Source organism: Streptomyces sp. NPDC057428 (assembly GCF_042803195.1).
Taxonomy (GTDB): Bacteria; Actinomycetota; Actinomycetes; order Streptomycetales; family Streptomycetaceae; genus Streptomyces.
On record NZ_JBHVCT010000019.1, the window covers coordinates 47,422 to 62,108 of the forward strand.

Genomic DNA, 14,687 nt, shown 5'->3' on the forward strand with positions numbered 1-14,687 from the left:
CCCGCCGTGACGAGCGTCCCTCCGGTGGCTTCCGCGCCGGCGGCGGCGACCGCCCGTTCAACCGTGACCGTCGTGACGACCGTCCCGCGGGCGGCTTCCGCGCCGGCGGCGGCGACCGCCCGACCGGCCGTCGTGACGACCACCGCGGTGGCACCGGCACGGGTACCGGCACCGGTACCTTCGGCCGCCGCGACGACAAGCCGCGCTGGAAGCGCAACGGCTGACCGCCGCTGAACGACTGATGTGAAGGGCCCGTACGACACCGACCCGGTGGCGTACGGGCCCTTTCGTCTTCCCGGTCCCGTCTTCAGCCCGTGCCCGGTTCGCACGAGGATCAGCCGCGGCCCGGATCAGCTGACCGGGGGAGAACGGCCGCGAGCACGCGGGGCGCCGGCTCCGGCCGGTGTTCCCGCCCGCCCTGCGATGCATGCCGTGCCCCCTGCGAGGGCATCGCTGGGGGCATGACAAACGACGAAGCGGTGGCCGCCGAGCCGCCCCCCGACGCCCTTCGGACCCCAGCCGCCGCGGTCACCGACGAGGATCGGCTGGCCGAACTCGGCTACACGCAGGTGCTCGCCCGGCGGATGTCCGCCTTCTCCAACTACGCCGTCTCGTTCACGATCATCTCGGTGCTCTCCGGCTGCCTGACGCTGTACCTGTTCGGCATGAACACCGGTGGGCCCGCCGTCATCACCTGGGGCTGGGTCGGCGTCGGGCTGATGACGCTGTTCGTCGGCCTGGCGATGGAGATCTGTTCGGCGTACCCGACGTCCGCGGGGCTGTACTTCTGGGCCCACCGCCTCGCCCCGCCGCGCTCGGCGGCCGCGTGGGCGTGGTTCGCCGGCTGGTTCAACGTGCTCGGCCAGGTCGCCGTCACTGCCGGGATCGACTTCGGGGCGGCGTCCTTCCTCGGCGCTTACCTGAACCTCCAGTTCGGCTTCGAGGTCACCCCCGGCCGCACGATCCTGCTCTTCGCCGCGATCCTGATCCTGCACGGGCTGCTGAACACCTTTGGCGTCGGCATCGTCCCGATCCTCAACAACGTGAGCGTCTGGTGGCACGTCGCCGGGGTGGCCCTCATCGTTGGCGCGCTCACCTTCGTGCCGGACTCGCATCAGTCGGCCTCGTACGTCTTCACCGAGTTCGTCAACAACACCGGCTGGGGCAGCGGCTTCTACGTCGTGATGATCGGCCTGCTGATGGCGCAGTACACCTTCACCGGCTACGACGCCTCCGCCCACATGACGGAGGAGACCCACGACGCGGCCGTGGCGGGCCCGAGGGGCATCGTGCAGTCCATCTGGACCTCCTGGATCGCCGGCTTCGTGCTGCTGCTCGGCTTCACCTTCGCCATCCAGTCGTACGACGGCGCCCTGAACTCCCCGACCGGCGCACCGCCCGCGCAGATCCTCCTGGACGCGCTCGGCGCCACGACGGGCAAACTCCTGCTGCTCGTGGTGATCGGCGCCCAGCTGTTCTGCGGCATGGCCTCGGTGACCGCCAACAGCCGCATGATCTACGCCTTCTCGCGCGACGGAGCGCTGCCCTTCTCCCGCGTCTGGAACACGGTCAGCCCCCGCACCCGTACACCCGTCGCGGCGGTCTGGCTGGCCGCACTCGGCGCGCTGGCCCTCGGCCTCCCGTACCTGATCAACGTCACCGCGTACGCCGCCGTGACCTCCATCGCGGTCATCGGGCTCTACATCGCCTACGTCATCCCCACGCTGCTTCGCCTGCTACGCGGCGACGACTTCGTCCGGGGTCCCTGGCACCTGGGCCGTTGGTCCCGGCCCGTCGGCGTCGTCGCGGTGGGCTGGGTCGCGGTGATCACGGTGCTGTTCATGCTTCCCCAGGTGTCCCCGGTCACCTGGGAGAGCTTCAACTACGCACCCCTGGCCGTCCTGGTGGTGCTCGGGTTCGCGGCCGTGTGGTGGCTGGTGTCCGCCCGCCACTGGTTCCTCAAACCGGTCGTCCCGGATCACAAACGCACGATCGTGGACGAAACCTCGGTCTGACCGCACCCCCTCCGGGTGCGACAGGGCCCGGCAACCGATACCCGATCGGCGGCCGGGCCCAGGGCGGCTATGCTCGGGGGTGAACCATCACGGGCCGTTAGCTCAATTGGTCAGAGCAGCGGACTTTTAATCCGTTGGTTGTGGGTTCGAGTCCCACACGGCCTACGTGGAGCAGGGCGGGGAGACATCCTCCGACCTGCGGTGCAGCGCCTCGACCGGCTTCGGCCGGCCGGGGCGCTCCGTCGTTCCGGGGCTCTTGCGTGAGCGGACGGCCCGGTAGCAGGTGCTACAGAGGGGGCCTTTCGGGCACGTGGCACCAGAGCGGCGGCGGCTTCTGCGGCAGCCTTGTCGACCTCGGGCAGCAGGCTCGTGTACGTGTCAGAGGTCAGCGTGATTGTGGAGTGCCGCAGGGTCTCCTTGATCGTGTGCAGGTCGCCGCCCCCGCCATGGGTGAGGGTGGCCGCAACGTGGCGTAGATCGCGCAGGGTGATGGGCGGCAGATCCGTGGTGGCGAGAATGCGCCGGAACGTCTCGGAGACCATTTCCGGGTGCAGCCAGGAGCCGTCCTCGCGAGTGAAGACCTTGCCGGTCTCGTTCCAGGCGTCGCCCCACTCCTCCCGAGCGCTCAGCATGGACGCGTGGTGTTCCCGCAGGAGAGCGATATTGACGCTGTCCAGGGCGATCGTCCCGGCGCTGCCGTCCGTCTTGGGGGCGGATTCGTACGGATCCCAGCCGTCGACCACGATCTCTTTAGCCGGCGTGATGAGGCCGGCGCCCAGGTCGACATCCGTCCAGTTCTGGCCGACGGCCTCGCCCCTGCGAAGACCGCGGGTACCCACGAGGTGGAAGAGCACGTAGAGCCGGTCGGATTCGGCTGCGTCCAGGAACGTTCCGAAGTGAGCTGGCGTCCAGACCATCACCGGCGAAGGCAGCTCACCCGTGGCACGCCAGCGCTCCACTCGCTGCGCAGTCCAGAGGAGCGGCTTCGGGCGCTTGCCGGATTCCAGCTCGACGTGGGAGGCCGGGTTGAAGGTGATGAACTGCTGCGCGATCGCCGCGTTCAGGGCCGCTCGCAGTGTGCGCCGGATGCTCTGCTGCGTAGCTGGGCCGGTGATCTTCCGGAACGGCTTCATCTCGGCGAGCTTCGCCCGTTCGAGGGCGAGCAGGGCTCGTTCGGCTGAGACGGGACGGCCCGGCCTGCTGGGCTTGCACCTGGCGATCTGCTCGTGCCGTTCGAGGTTCTCCGCCTGGATCACCTCGTTGGCGTCGGCTATGCCGTCGTACATCTCCACCAAGTGGCCGACGTTGAGACGGTCGAGGCGGACATGGCCGATGCGGGGCTTCAAGTGGACGCGGATGTGAGAGGCGTACCCGTTGAGTGTCGTCTTCCGTGACTTCTTCGCAGCAAGCCACTGATCGAGCCACTCACCCACCGTGCGCCGTCCGATCAGGTCCAAGCCCGCCCTGAACCGCCTGCGGGTGTCCTCGATGTCGGGCAGGGGCGCTTTCTCATCGGCGACCTGTTCGAGCAACTCCGCGATCCGGTCGAGGTCGTGATCATCGTCCGAGTCCGCGATGGCGATGAGGGCCCGTACGTGGTCCAGATCGCTTTGCGCGGCCTTCAACGTCTCGTAGCCGGCGCGGTTGAAGGAGCGACGGGTTCCGTCGGCTCGGGGCGGGAGCTCCTGGCGTACGGAGTAGGAGCCATGCTTGCGGCTGGTGAGCTTGGGGCACTTCTTGCCGCCCACGCCGGAGGAGACGTCGTCTTCGGAGCCAACGTGCTGGCCGGCATGGCCCGCCAGATGCTCTACCGTGACCGGGCCGACGACGCACTCCAGCTGATCCACCTCGCCCAGGAGGGCGCCCGCGACGCGATTGGCCCACGGGCCCGAGCAATGCTCCACACCCGCGAGGCGTGGGCATACGCCGCACAGGGCCGCACCGCCGGATTCCACCGGGCCACCGCCAAGGCAGCCGAGGCCCTCTCCAACGCCGGCGCGGATGGCGACGAGCCGTACTGGATCGCCTACTTCGACGAGGCGGAACTCGCGGGCGTCACCGGGGGACGGCTCCTCGACCTCTCCCGCACAGACCCACGCCGCCACGCCGCCCAGGCCGCGGACCAAATCCGGGCCGCCCTGGCATCCCGGGGGCCGAGGCCGGGCGCTCCCACGCTCTCGACCGCATCGGCCTGGCGGAGTGCCAGTTCCTCACCGGTGACATCCAAGGCGCGGCCGCCGAAACTGTCCTGGCGGTCCAGGCCGCGCGAGGTACGCAGTCGGGGCGTGTCCGTGCACAGCTCGGGAAGCTGTATCCCTACACCGTGGGACACAGCGCTTCACGTCCCGTGCGTGAGGCACGGGATAGTATCCGCGACCTGCTGTCGAGCTGAGGAACGGGCGCATGACGACGCTTGCCGTGACCGGGCACATGGACCTGACCGACGAGACCGTGCCCCTGGTACGGGCCGCGCTGCGAGACCTGCTCGCCAAGTACAGCGAAGACCTGACCGGGGTGTCGTGCATCGCCGCGGGGGCAGACAGTCTCTTCGCGGAAGAGGTGACCGCGATCGGAGGCCGCCTGATCGCCGTGATCCCCTCCGAGGACTACCGCACCACGAAGGTCAAGCCGGCCCACGCCGCAGTCTTCGACCACCTGGTCGAGACGGCCGGGGAGGTGGTGACGCTGCCTCACGCGACGGCGGACCGGGCTGCCTACGACGCGGCGAACGCCGAGCTGCTGCGCCGCGCGGATCGCCTCATCGCGGTGTGGGACGGCACGCCTCCTTCGGGCAAGGGCGGCGGAACTGCCGACACTGTTGGGCAAGCCCGCCAGGCCGGGCTGGCGGTCGACGTGGTCTGGCCCGCCGGGGCCGCGCGGCGCGGACGGTAGCGTCGCGCTTTCATGAAGCTGACTGTCCGGCGGGCAGACAGGGAGATTCCCTCATGCCCGCCGCCGAGGCTGTCGGACCAACCACCCGTCAGGCGGGAAGAGGTGCAATGGATCACCTGGAAGTCTTTGAACTGGCCGGCCGCGGTCCACAAGAAATGAGCGTTGTAGGAGTAGTGATCTTCGGTCTGACGCTCCCTGCGGGGATCCTGGTAGGGGCCAATATCGGGCACGCGGCAGACCGCGTGTACGACTTTCTGTTGCTTGTTCTGCCGGGCCCGGTTGAGGAGGTGTCACCAAGATCGCTCCGCGCCCCGGGTTGGGTCATAGCGTTTCTGTCGCTGGTCGGTTTGGTTCTTGAAGTGAGAACCGGATTGTCGTGATGCCGAGCAGGGAGGACCGATGCCCGACGGTTGCTTGGGTTCTAGTGGTTGTCGCAACACCCCAGTTCAGGGGGATGCGATGGACTTCAAGATCCGGGAGATCCGGACGGCTCAGGGGCCAAAGAAGCTGCTGCGTGAGCGGGAGACATATTCCGGCTCATGCAGCAGGGCTTCAGTAACGAGCACGCATGCCAGATAGTCGGCATCAACGCGAAGACCGGGCACCCCCACACCTCACCGGACACCGCCGCTGCCGGCTCGTCCGGCCGTAACCGAGAGACGGCAGAAAAGGTCCGCAAGGATTGCCGGAAGGCGGCAATGAAGCGGCGTGCCTCGCCGTGTCAGGATTCCGTCAAGCTGGGGGATCGGCGACAGGTGACCGGGGACGGCGCGCAGGGCCGGGCCGATCACAAGGGAGGGGGCGGCGTGGGGCTGCAGCACGCGGCGGGCGGGCGACGCCGGTACAGCACGATCGGCGCCCTACAGGCCGCGTTGACGGTACTGGTGGTGGGCGGAGCGGCCCTGGGAGCACTGCTGCTGCGCCCCGACACGAGTCTGTTGGCCAAGGGGCGCGGGCCGCTCGGCGCCAACGCCGTCCTCGTGGTCGGCCTCGCTCTGCTGTCACTCCTTGGCGGCCTGGCGCTGCGCGGGAAGTACAGGGAGCAGGTCGGGGCCGCCCGGGAACTCAACCCGGTGGAACAGCGGATGGCCGACGGCGTGAGCCGCATCCTGCTGGCCGCGACACTGGTCGTCCCCCTGCTCATCATGGTCCTGCACCAGTTCGGTCCGCCCCGCAGCAGCCACGGGGACGACCACGAGTCGTTACCATTTCCCAGCCCGCGGCAAGACCCGCTACCCATCCCGCCGCCCGCACAGCATGCCGAGCACGCCGGCCACAGCATGCACTTCGGGGTGACGCGCATTCTGCTCGGTCTCGGCATCGCCCTGCTTGTCGTGGTCGTCATGATCGCCGGACTGTATCTGTGGCGGTATCTGCGCCGTGCTTTGCTGGACGGAACCGACGCCCGCGCGGCCGTCATCGCCGGCTATGCCGCCATGGAGGCGTCGCTCGCCGGCTCCGGCGTAACCCGGCGCGCCTCGGACAGCCCGCAGGACCTGCTGGAGCGGGCCGTCGCCGGCGGCTTGCCCACAGAGGCGGCCGCCGCCGCGCTCACCGCTCTGTTCCGCGAGGCCCGCTACTCCACGCACCCGATGGACGGCAGCCACCGCGACCGGGCCGCAGCCGCGCTCGCCGAGATCGCCGACAGCCTGCGCTCTCGGACGTCTGAACCCGAAGCCGTGACGGGTACCTCATGAAGGCGCCCGCCCGGATACGGGCCATCGTCAACTCCGTTCTCGGAAGGTCCGGTTCGGTACGCCACTCGCTGGCCGTACTGGGCACCGCCGCGGTCGCGACCGTAGTGCTGCTCGCCCTGGCCGACGGTGCCGCGGCGGCCGCCACCGGCCTCGCCCTCATCACCGCAGTCGCGCTGGCTCTGGGGCGCTATGCCGCGGGCGGCGCCGCCCAGTACAGCGGCTATCGCAAACCGGTGCGCCTGCTGGACAGCCGGGCCCCGACCCTCGGCGGATGGCAGCGCATCGTGGCCATCACCTTCGCGGGCGACAGCGAAGCGCACTTCGACACTGTCATGCGGCCGCAGTTGCAGCGGCTGTTCGCCGCCCGGCTGGCCGAACGGCACGGCGTGGCGATGTACCGGAACCCGCAGGGGGCCCGGGCACTGGTCGGAGCTGAGCTGTGGCGGTGGATCGATCCTGAGGTGCCCGCTCCGCAGCCCGCTCTCCCCGAGCCCGTCCTGCGCTCCCTGCTCGACCGCCTGGAAGCCCTGTGACCGGTGGCGCTTCGGCCGACCCCCCAACCCGCGCATCCCGACCCCTGCCCTGTGAGGAACCGACCGTGACCAGCCCGCAACCCACTTCGGACCACAACACCCTGACGCCCCGACAGGCAGGCGAACGGGCTGCGGCCGTGCTCGATGAGATCCGCACGGCCGTGGTCGGCAAGACGGAACCGCTGGCGCTGGTGATGCTCGGCATCCTCGCCGGCGGCCATGTCCTCATCGAGGATCTGCCGGGACTCGGGAAGACGCTGCTGGCACGCTCCTTCGCCACCGCTCTCGGCCTGGACTTCCGCCGCATCCAGTTCACCCCCGACCTGCTGCCCTCCGACGTCACCGGAGCTCCGTTCTACGACCAACGGACTGCTGACATGGTCTTCCGGCCCGGACCGGTCTTCACCCAACTGCTGCTCGCCGACGAAATCAACCGCACCCCGCCCAAGACCCAGGCCGCGCTGCTGGAGGCGATGGCCGAGTCCCAGGTGTCCATCGATGGAAGTACCCGGCCGCTACCGAAGCCCTTCGTGGTCGTCGCCACCGCCAACCCCATCGAGTACGAGGGCACGTACACCCTGCCCGAGGCCCAGCTCGACCGGTTCCTGCTGCGGGTTCGTATGGGCTATCTGACGGCGTCCGAGGAGGCAGGCATGCTGCGCGCGCGTGTCGATCGGGCAGCCCCCGAGGCTGTACTGCGCACGCTCAGCGGACCGGACGAGGTGCTGGCCATGCGGGCCGCCGTTGAACGCGTCGAGGTGGACGACGACCTGCTGGAGTACGTCGTCGCGCTGGTCCGCGCCACCCGGGCCCACCCCCACATCCAGGTCGGCGCCTCTCCGCGCGGCGGCCTGGCCCTGGTGCAGCTCGCCCGCGCCCGTGCCGTCCTGGACCTGCGGGACTACGTGACCCCGGAGGACGTCAAGTCCGTAGCGGTGCCGGCCCTCGCGCACCGCGTCACCCTCAAGCCGGAGCTGTGGGTCCGGCAGATCGACAGCGACGACGCAATGCGCGAGATAGTGCAATCCGTGCACGCCCCGCAGACCATTCCGAGCACGCCGATCGCGTCATGACGGAGCCCCTGCCGGCCCGCAGGGCGGCCGCTGCCGTCCAACGGGCCCTGGACGGCCCCCACGACGCGACCGCCCAGCCCCCGCCACCGCCTCCGCCCGGCTGGCGCGCCGGTGAACGCGCCCTGCGCCTAGGCACGCTGGCCGTCGTCGCGTTGGCCGCCGCGCTGGTCACCGGGCGCCCCTGGGTACTAGCTCTCGCCGCCGCGCCCCTGGTGCTGCTCGCCCTCGCCATGCCGAGTGGGCCGCGCCCGGAAGGGGTGACGGCCGAGGCCGAGGTAGGGCCGCGGCGGTGCTTCGAAGGAGAGCAGGTGACGGTGCGGATCACGGTGTCCTACGACGGTGAGAACGGCCGCCTGGACCCCGGCGTCACCCTCGGTCACGGGGTCCGGCTCCACCACCTCGCGGTCGGCCCGCACCGCGTCGACCTCGTCCTGACCGCGCAGCGTTGGGGCCGCTGGACGCTCGGCACGGTCGACGTCGACGTCTACGACCACGGCGGGCTGACCCGGCGCACCGTCCGGGCCGAACTCGGTGAGATCGCCGTCTTCCCACTGCCCGAACACGCCAGCCTCACGCCCATCCCGGTCCGGCTACCGCAACGGCTCGGCGAGCACACCGCCGTGCAGCGCGGCGAGGGTGTCGAGGTCACCGGCGTCCACCCGTATGTGCGCGGCGAACGGCAGCGGCGGATCCACTGGCCTGCCACCACCCGCCGCGGCACCCTGCAGGTCCACCAGTTCGCCGCAGAGCGCACCGCCGACACCGTGGTGCTGCTGGATGTGCTCGCCGACGTAGTCGACCCGGTCACCGGCACGTCTTCGCTCGACGAGACCTTCCGGGCCGCTGCCGGGCTGGTCCGCGCCTACCTGCGCACCCACGACCGGGTCGGCGTCGTATCGGTTGGCGGCGCGACCCGCTGGCTGCAACCGGGCAGCGGCCAGGGGTACTTCTACCGCATCGTCGAGAGTGTGCTGGAGGTCCGCAAGGACCGCGCGTACCGCACGGAGGGACTCAGCCTGCTCCCACCCCCCGCGTTGCCCGAAGGAGCGCTGGTTTACATCATCACGCCGCTGATCGACCAGCGGATCTTCGACATCCTGCACCAGGTGCGCGGACGGGCCAACCCGATGGTCGTGGTCGAGATCCCCACCGGCGAGCCGGTCCTGGAACCCGGCTACACCGAAAGTGAACTCGCGCTGCGGCTGTGGCGGGCTGACCGCGACGCCATGCGCTTCGCCTTGGTGGAACGCGGCATCGCGGTCGTCGCCCACCGGCCCGGCGAGACCCTCGACCTCGCCCTTGCACCGCTGATGCGCACCCGCATCCACGGGGGGACCCGATGACCACCGCCCCCGCCCGGCCAGGCTCGCGCCCGGCCGACAGCCGAGCCGCCCTGCTCATCGGACGTCTCACCTCCCGCATCACCGACCGCTTGCTCGGAACGGCCCTTGCCGTCGCCGCTTGCGACCCGCCAGCCGCCCTGCACGCACCATTGCTGGTCAGGATGCTGGTCCTGGGGGCGGCGGCGGCCGCGTGGTGGGCCGCTCCGATGGTCGACGCTCGCCCAGTCTTGACCTTCATGCGCTGGCGGACCGTCGCGGCCCGCCGTAGGACGACCGTGCTGCCGGCGGCGGCGATCGCGGTCGCCGCGGCCACCGGCCCCCCGGTCTGGCTGGTCATCTGCATCGCCGCCCTGCTGCTTGCCTATTTGCTCGTCACCGACCCGTGGACAGCCGGTGTCACCGCCCCGCCCGACTGCCCGCAGGCGACACCCGCACTGGCGGCCGCCGCCGCGACCGCAGTGGTACTGCTCGCCGCCCAAGCACCGGTCGCGGGCACCTCATGGGCCCGTCTGCCCGCCTCACTCGCCATCGCCGCGACCACGGTTTGCCTGGTACTGGCGCTGCGCACCCGTCGCAGCCCGCCCGGCTGACCGCCGAGACCCTGGCGGTTTTGGCGCTTATCTCGGCGACACCCCAAAGATCGTCAAGTGGGACCGAATCTCACTGCCAGAGGGCCAGGTCTCGTTGTCAGAAGCCACCTCCCGACCTGTCTCATGAGACACATCGAATTCTGGAGAACGACGGCTTTCGGCCCGGCCGCGGCTGTCGCGACGCGATTGGGGCCATCTACTCCACGCTCAACGGGAAGAACCCGCAGCGTGTGTGGGTACTCGACGCGGACCTGACTGTGGCGTTCGACCGTATCGACCACGCCCGGCTCATGGCTGCACTCGGCACCTTCCCCGCCCGGGGACTGGTCCGTCAGTGGCTGAAGGCCGGGGTCGTGGATCGCGGTCGGTTTGCCCCGACCGAGGAGGGAACTCCGCAGGGTGGGGTGATCAGCCCATTGCTCTTCAACGTGGCCTTGCACGGAATGGAGGAAGCCGCAGGGGTCCGCGATTACACCGCCGGCAGAGATGCCGCGAGTGCGCAAAGCGGCAGCCCCGTGCTGGTGCTACTTCTGCGATCCGGCCAGTCCATGGCAGCGCGGTTCGAACGAGAACACGAACGGTCTGCTCATGCAGTACTTTCCCAAGGGCACCGATCTGTCCGTCCACGGCCGTGAGCGCCTCGATGTCGTCGCGGCTCAGCTCAACGGCCGCCCACGCAGAGCGCTCGACTGGGAAACCCCGGCCGAGCGCCTGCGTCAACTGCTCTGAGCATCCGGCCAAGGAGGCCGATCCCGCACCGGACACACAGACCAGCCCTAAGGTGATGGCATGGCAGCGTCAGAATGGGAACGACTCACCCAAGCCCGGGCAGGCCAGCGCCTGAAAATTGCCGCGCGGCACATCATCCGACGCCCTCTGCTGATCACCGGTCTCATCAGCGTGCTCGTTCTGTACAACCTGCTGAAGGACACCCTTCCCCTGGCCTACGGGCTCGCAGCCCCGGCCATGACTGTCCTGGTCATGGCCAGCATGGGCCGATACCGCAGACCGCCCGAGGACCCGACACCCGAAGATGCTTCACTCCCCGCCGACACCGACGGGAAGTGAAGCAAGACCCCTCAAGCGTCGGTACACCACTACGAACGTGTTGCAACGACTGCTAGAAACCACCTTGGAGCCGCGCACCCCGGGCATTCGACGTCCGGCACCGTGCGCAGCGGCTGACCTCTACTGCCTCCTCCCTACATAGCTCAGGACGTTCGCAATCCGTGCAGGGGCCCCGGGTTGCACATGTTGTCCCAGTTACTTTCGACGGTGCCCTGGCTGCGTGAGCGATGCGTGAGCGATGCGTGAGCGGACGTCCTGACACGGCACGCACAACCGCGGATCGAACAACAGAAGCCGTCCCTCTGACCAGGTACTTCCGGACCAACGGGGAAGCCCACGGAAGTCCCGGCAGAACACTGCCGGGACTTTTAATCCGTTGGTTGTGGGTTCGAGTCCCACACGGCCTACCGATCGACCGGGCGGGGGAAACCCCTCCGACCTGGTACCGAGCGCCCCTTCCGGTTCGTCCGGAAGGGGCGCTCCGTCGTTCCCGGGCTCCCGGCCGCGCCGCTGTGCGGTGTCAGTGTGCGAACTTCTCGATGGCCGCCGCGGTCACGGGGGTGACGAAGTTGACGAGGTTGCCGTCCGGGTCGCGGAACAGGAGCGACCGGTTGCCCCAGGGCGTCGTGGTGGGCCCCGTCACGAAGTCGGTGACGAAGGCGGTCAGCCTCTGGTGCACCCGGTCCCACGTCCTCGTCCTCGACGAGGAACTCGATGATCACGCTGTGGTTGTCCGCGGGGCGGGCGGAGCCCGGGGCGAACAGCGGGACGGTACGGGTACCGGCGATCGGCTGCGTCGTGGCTCTCGTGGCTCTCGTGGCTCTCGTGGCCGCCGCGGTCGCCGCCTTCATCCCGGGCCTGGTCCGTCCCGGCGCGAGCGGCGACAAGGCCGGCCCGGCCACGGCCGGCAAAGTGTCCGTCCGAGCTCGACCCCGTCACCCGGAGCGCCCCGACCGGTCGACCCGGTCGGGGCGCTCCGGCGTTCCGCAACGTTTCCGCCGCACGGGCATCGACCCGGCTTTTGGGCGACGTACGTCCATCACGTGCCCCGCCGCCGTCTCATGCTCCCCGGGCCCCCCGGGGTGCCCTGGGGCCCGCCTACGGGGCAGCCCTCAGTCCAGGCCTTCCTGGCGCAGTGCGTACATCAGGAGGAACGTCCGGTAGGCCTCTGCGGACACGTCCACGCAGACGTCAGGCCGGTTGGTCCACGTCGACGTGTTGTCAAGGGCCCGTCGGCAGGCCGCCTCGGCCTCGGCCTCGGTGGGGATGTTCGAGATGAACGCGGCGATCAGCAGGACCACTGCGAGGACGACCACGCCGATACGGATGCGCATGGCCGTTCAACGACCGTACGGCCATGCCGGTCACTCACGGCAGGCCTGCGGCCGTCCGGTCACTCGGGCTCGTCGGTCACCGGCGGCAGGTCGGGCTCGATGAACAGGCCGGCGTACTGCGGGCTGGGCATCGGGGTGGCGGTGGCCGCGTCCGCGGTCGCGCCGTCGGAGTGCCGCTGGTTCGAGCGGGCAGGCATGTCGGTCATCTCGGTGTCCTGTATGTGTAGGTGTGCGGTGAGCCCCGTGACCGAGCCGTTGGTGTGCGTGGCCGCAATGGTCCCGACCGGTAGGGCGACGAAGTGCCGCTACCGGTGCCGCGCCGCTCCGGGGGCGTCCGGATCATCATGCGGTGCATGCCGACTGTAACCCTCCCAGCACGGCTTTCCCTCGGAATTGCGAGCCCGGCGTCACGGTCAGTGCCGCGGTGCGGGCTCGATGTTCTGGTTTGCGTGGAAGAGGTTGTGCGGGTCGTAGTGCTGTTTGACCTTCGCCAGCCGGTCGTAGTGGCCGCTGTAGGTGGCGCGGACCCGGTCCGGGGACTCACCGGTGCCGAGGAAGTTGACGTAGGCGCCGCCCATCGAGTGCGGGTGCAGCGCCTCCCAGTATCCGACTGCCCAGTCCCGCAGTGCGGAGGCGTTGGCCGGGTCCGGGTCGACGCCCGCGATGACACCCGACCAGACGGCGTCACGATAGGCCCACGCGGTGTCGTCCGCTCCGACCCGGCCCGCGGCCCCGTCGACCGGGTAGAGGTGCATGAGCGACTGGCCGGTGGGGAGCTGCTCCGCGAAGGCCGCGTGCACGTCGACCGCGTCGTCGGTGATCCTGTCGAAGAAGTCACCGCGCCAGTACCACTGGAGCCCCGCGGGCAGAAGTGCGTCGAACATGGTCTGCAGCGCCGGGTAGGGCATCGGAGCCGTGAAGTGGAAGGCCGGCGGCGCGGGCTCGTTGACCACGGCGAGGGTCTCCTCCAGGGCTTCGGGATCGGCCGTGGAGGACCAGACGACACCGCACATCTTCTGTCCGTGGATCTCCACGGGGAAGGGCGGGCCGGGGGGAACGGACAGCGAGGCGAAGAAGCCGTACAGGTCGTCCGGCGCCTGCGGCAGGAAGTCGCGGTACCAGCGCATCACGTCCTGGAAGTGCTCCAGCGGCCATACGGTGATCCCGACGCCCACCGTGTCCACCGGGTGCAGCTCGAAGTCGAACGATGTGACGATTCCGAAGTTCCCGCCGCCGCCGCGCAGCGCCCAGAACAGATCGGCGTTCTCACTCGGATTCGCGGCCACGAAGCTGCCGTCGGCCAGGACGACGTCGGCGGAGACCAGGTTGTCGACGGTGAGGCCGTACTTGCGGGTGAGGCAGCCGTGACCGCCGCCGAGCGTGAGGCCTCCCATTCCCGTCGTGGACATGATGCCCGACGGGGTGGCGAGGCCGAAGGCGTGCGTGGCGTGGTCGAACTCGCCCAGTGTCGCGCCGCCGTCCGCCTGGGCGGTCTGGGTGGCGGGGTCGACGCGTACGCCGCCCATGGGGGAGAGGTCGATCGTGACCGCCCCGTCGACGACGCCCAGGCCGGGGCCGCTGTGGCCACCGCCCATGACGGCCACGTCCAGGCCGTGCTCACGGACGAAATCGACGGCCGCCATGACGTCCGCGGTGTCGTGACAGCGGACCACCGCTGCCGGCCTTCTGTCGATCATGGCGTTGTAGACCGTGCGCGCCTGGTCGTACGCCGGGTCGTCCGGGCCGATGACCGGGCCGCGCAGTGCGGTCCTCATGGTCTCCAGCGTGGTGCCGTCCATGGCCGTCTCCTCGCGAGCGTGCGCCCGGCCTCCCCTGGCTCCATCTCGTCGGGTGAGGCTGCTGGGCCGAAGCCGGCACCTGAGGATGCCGCGCAGACGGGACCGAACACCGAATGTCGTGTCCTTCAAGCGTCGCGCCGCCGCGCAGGGCCCGCAATCGTGGAGGGCGGCGCCCACCCCTCGGGGCAAGGGCGGACGGCACCGGTGGGGAAAGTGGTCGGAGCACCGTCCCGGATGGCGTAGAGTTGCAATCACAACGACGCGGGGTGGAGCAGCTCGGTAGCTCGCTGGGCTCATAACCCAGAGGTCGCAGGTTCAAATCCTGTCCCCGCTACTGAAGACA

12 protein-coding genes, 2 tRNA genes and 5 pseudogenes are annotated in these 14,687 nt (G+C 69.8%); 14 read left to right on the forward strand and 5 right to left on the reverse strand.

The annotated features are described in order from the left end of the window. The 3 genes and pseudogenes from ACFU5K_RS10555 to ACFU5K_RS10565 all read left to right on the forward strand — a co-directional run. Window positions 1–224, forward strand: a pseudogene (locus tag ACFU5K_RS10555) (RNA helicase); the annotation flags it as partial. Between the two features lie 237 nt (window positions 225–461). Then, the gene (locus ACFU5K_RS10560; protein WP_384058886.1) at window positions 462–2,015 is read left to right on the forward strand and encodes an amino acid permease; all 1,554 of its coding nucleotides are present in this window, start codon (window positions 462–464) and stop codon (window positions 2,013–2,015) included. Window positions 2,016–2,106: 91 nt separating this feature from the next. Next, window positions 2,107–2,180 (forward strand) — tRNA-Lys (locus ACFU5K_RS10565). Between the two features lie 113 nt (window positions 2,181–2,293). On the opposite strand, the pseudogene xerC reads toward ACFU5K_RS10565, so the two are convergent. Then, window positions 2,294–3,817 (reverse strand): annotated as a pseudogene (xerC, locus tag ACFU5K_RS10570) (tyrosine recombinase XerC); the annotation flags it as partial. 601 nt (window positions 3,818–4,418) lie between these two features. Here xerC and ACFU5K_RS10575 point away from each other — a divergent pair. From ACFU5K_RS10575 to ACFU5K_RS10620, 10 genes and pseudogenes are all read left to right on the forward strand, one after another. After that, window positions 4,419–4,907 (forward strand): hypothetical protein, encoded by a 489-nt coding sequence (locus ACFU5K_RS10575; RefSeq protein ID WP_384058888.1) that lies wholly within the window; start codon window positions 4,419–4,421, stop codon window positions 4,905–4,907. A gap of 53 nt (window positions 4,908–4,960) precedes the next feature. Next, on the forward strand, window positions 4,961–5,287 hold the full coding sequence (locus tag ACFU5K_RS10580) for a hypothetical protein (RefSeq protein WP_384058889.1): 327 nt from the start codon (window positions 4,961–4,963) through the stop codon (window positions 5,285–5,287). 426 nt (window positions 5,288–5,713) lie between these two features. Further along, on the forward strand, window positions 5,714–6,604 hold the full coding sequence (locus ACFU5K_RS10585) for a DUF4129 domain-containing protein (RefSeq protein WP_384058891.1): 891 nt from the start codon (window positions 5,714–5,716) through the stop codon (window positions 6,602–6,604). Then, window positions 6,601–7,137 carry a hypothetical protein gene (locus ACFU5K_RS10590; RefSeq protein ID WP_384058893.1) on the forward strand — a complete coding sequence of 179 codons (537 nt, stop codon included), beginning with the start codon at window positions 6,601–6,603 and terminating at the stop codon, window positions 7,135–7,137. The genes ACFU5K_RS10585 and ACFU5K_RS10590 overlap by 4 nt, the downstream gene beginning before the upstream one ends. A gap of 65 nt (window positions 7,138–7,202) precedes the next feature. Beyond that, entirely contained in the window at window positions 7,203–8,210 is a 1,008-nt protein-coding gene (locus ACFU5K_RS10595) for an AAA family ATPase (RefSeq protein WP_384058895.1), read from the forward strand. Then, on the forward strand, window positions 8,207–9,553 hold the full coding sequence (locus tag ACFU5K_RS10600) for a DUF58 domain-containing protein (protein ID WP_384058897.1): 1,347 nt from the start codon (window positions 8,207–8,209) through the stop codon (window positions 9,551–9,553). Before ACFU5K_RS10595 ends, ACFU5K_RS10600 begins: the two co-directional genes overlap by 4 nt. Further along, window positions 9,550–10,143, forward strand: a complete 594-nt coding sequence (locus ACFU5K_RS10605; protein WP_384058898.1) for a hypothetical protein — start codon at window positions 9,550–9,552, stop codon at window positions 10,141–10,143. The genes ACFU5K_RS10600 and ACFU5K_RS10605 overlap by 4 nt, the downstream gene beginning before the upstream one ends. Continuing rightward, window positions 10,053–10,583, forward strand: a pseudogene (locus ACFU5K_RS10610) (reverse transcriptase domain-containing protein); the annotation flags it as partial. The gene ACFU5K_RS10605 and the pseudogene ACFU5K_RS10610, both read left to right, overlap by 91 nt. 85 nt (window positions 10,584–10,668) lie before the next feature. After that, window positions 10,669–10,872: pseudogene (locus ACFU5K_RS10615) on the forward strand (transposase); the annotation flags it as partial. A 60-nt stretch (window positions 10,873–10,932) separates the two neighbouring features. Further along, window positions 10,933–11,211, forward strand: a complete 279-nt coding sequence (locus ACFU5K_RS10620; RefSeq protein WP_365913377.1) for a hypothetical protein — start codon at window positions 10,933–10,935, stop codon at window positions 11,209–11,211. Window positions 11,212–11,731: 520 nt separating this feature from the next. On the opposite strand, the pseudogene ACFU5K_RS10625 reads toward ACFU5K_RS10620, so the two are convergent. The 4 genes and pseudogenes from ACFU5K_RS10625 to ACFU5K_RS10640 form a co-directional block, all read right to left on the reverse strand. Then, window positions 11,732–12,062 (reverse strand): annotated as a pseudogene (locus tag ACFU5K_RS10625) (VOC family protein). A 261-nt stretch (window positions 12,063–12,323) separates the two neighbouring features. Continuing rightward, window positions 12,324–12,545: a hypothetical protein gene (locus tag ACFU5K_RS10630; protein ID WP_384058899.1), complete on the reverse strand. Its 222-nt coding sequence runs from the start codon at window positions 12,543–12,545 to the stop codon at window positions 12,324–12,326. 59 nt (window positions 12,546–12,604) lie between these two features. Then, window positions 12,605–12,751, reverse strand: a complete 147-nt coding sequence (locus ACFU5K_RS10635; RefSeq protein WP_384058901.1) for a hypothetical protein — start codon at window positions 12,749–12,751, stop codon at window positions 12,605–12,607. Between the two features lie 207 nt (window positions 12,752–12,958). After that, window positions 12,959–14,344, reverse strand: coding sequence for an FAD-binding oxidoreductase (locus tag ACFU5K_RS10640; protein ID WP_384058903.1), 1,386 nt, complete (start codon window positions 14,342–14,344; stop codon window positions 12,959–12,961). 260 nt (window positions 14,345–14,604) lie between these two features. Here ACFU5K_RS10640 and ACFU5K_RS10645 point away from each other — a divergent pair. Next, window positions 14,605–14,678, forward strand: a tRNA-Met gene (locus tag ACFU5K_RS10645). The last annotated feature ends 9 nt before the right edge of the window (window positions 14,679–14,687 follow it).

What these genes read in the sequence shown, in the direction of transcription:
- ACFU5K_RS10580 (WP_384058889.1), top strand. Translation starts at nt 4,961, where the DNA reads ATGCCCGCCGCCGAGGCTGTCGGACCAACCACCCGTCAGGCGGGAAGA.
- ACFU5K_RS10575 (WP_384058888.1), top strand. Translation starts at nt 4,419, where the DNA reads ATGACGACGCTTGCCGTGACCGGGCACATGGACCTGACCGACGAGACC.
- ACFU5K_RS10590 (WP_384058893.1), top strand. Translation starts at nt 6,601, where the DNA reads ATGAAGGCGCCCGCCCGGATACGGGCCATCGTCAACTCCGTTCTCGGA.
- ACFU5K_RS10605 (WP_384058898.1), top strand. Translation starts at nt 9,550, where the DNA reads ATGACCACCGCCCCCGCCCGGCCAGGCTCGCGCCCGGCCGACAGCCGA.
- ACFU5K_RS10640 (WP_384058903.1), bottom strand. Translation starts at nt 14,344, where the DNA reads ATGGACGGCACCACGCTGGAGACCATGAGGACCGCACTGCGCGGCCCG.
- ACFU5K_RS10600 (WP_384058897.1), top strand. Translation starts at nt 8,207, where the DNA reads ATGACGGAGCCCCTGCCGGCCCGCAGGGCGGCCGCTGCCGTCCAACGG.
- ACFU5K_RS10560 (WP_384058886.1), top strand. Translation starts at nt 462, where the DNA reads ATGACAAACGACGAAGCGGTGGCCGCCGAGCCGCCCCCCGACGCCCTT.
- ACFU5K_RS10635 (WP_384058901.1), bottom strand. Translation starts at nt 12,751, where the DNA reads ATGACCGACATGCCTGCCCGCTCGAACCAGCGGCACTCCGACGGCGCG.
- ACFU5K_RS10620 (WP_365913377.1), top strand. Translation starts at nt 10,933, where the DNA reads ATGGCAGCGTCAGAATGGGAACGACTCACCCAAGCCCGGGCAGGCCAG.
- ACFU5K_RS10630 (WP_384058899.1), bottom strand. Translation starts at nt 12,545, where the DNA reads ATGCGCATCCGTATCGGCGTGGTCGTCCTCGCAGTGGTCCTGCTGATC.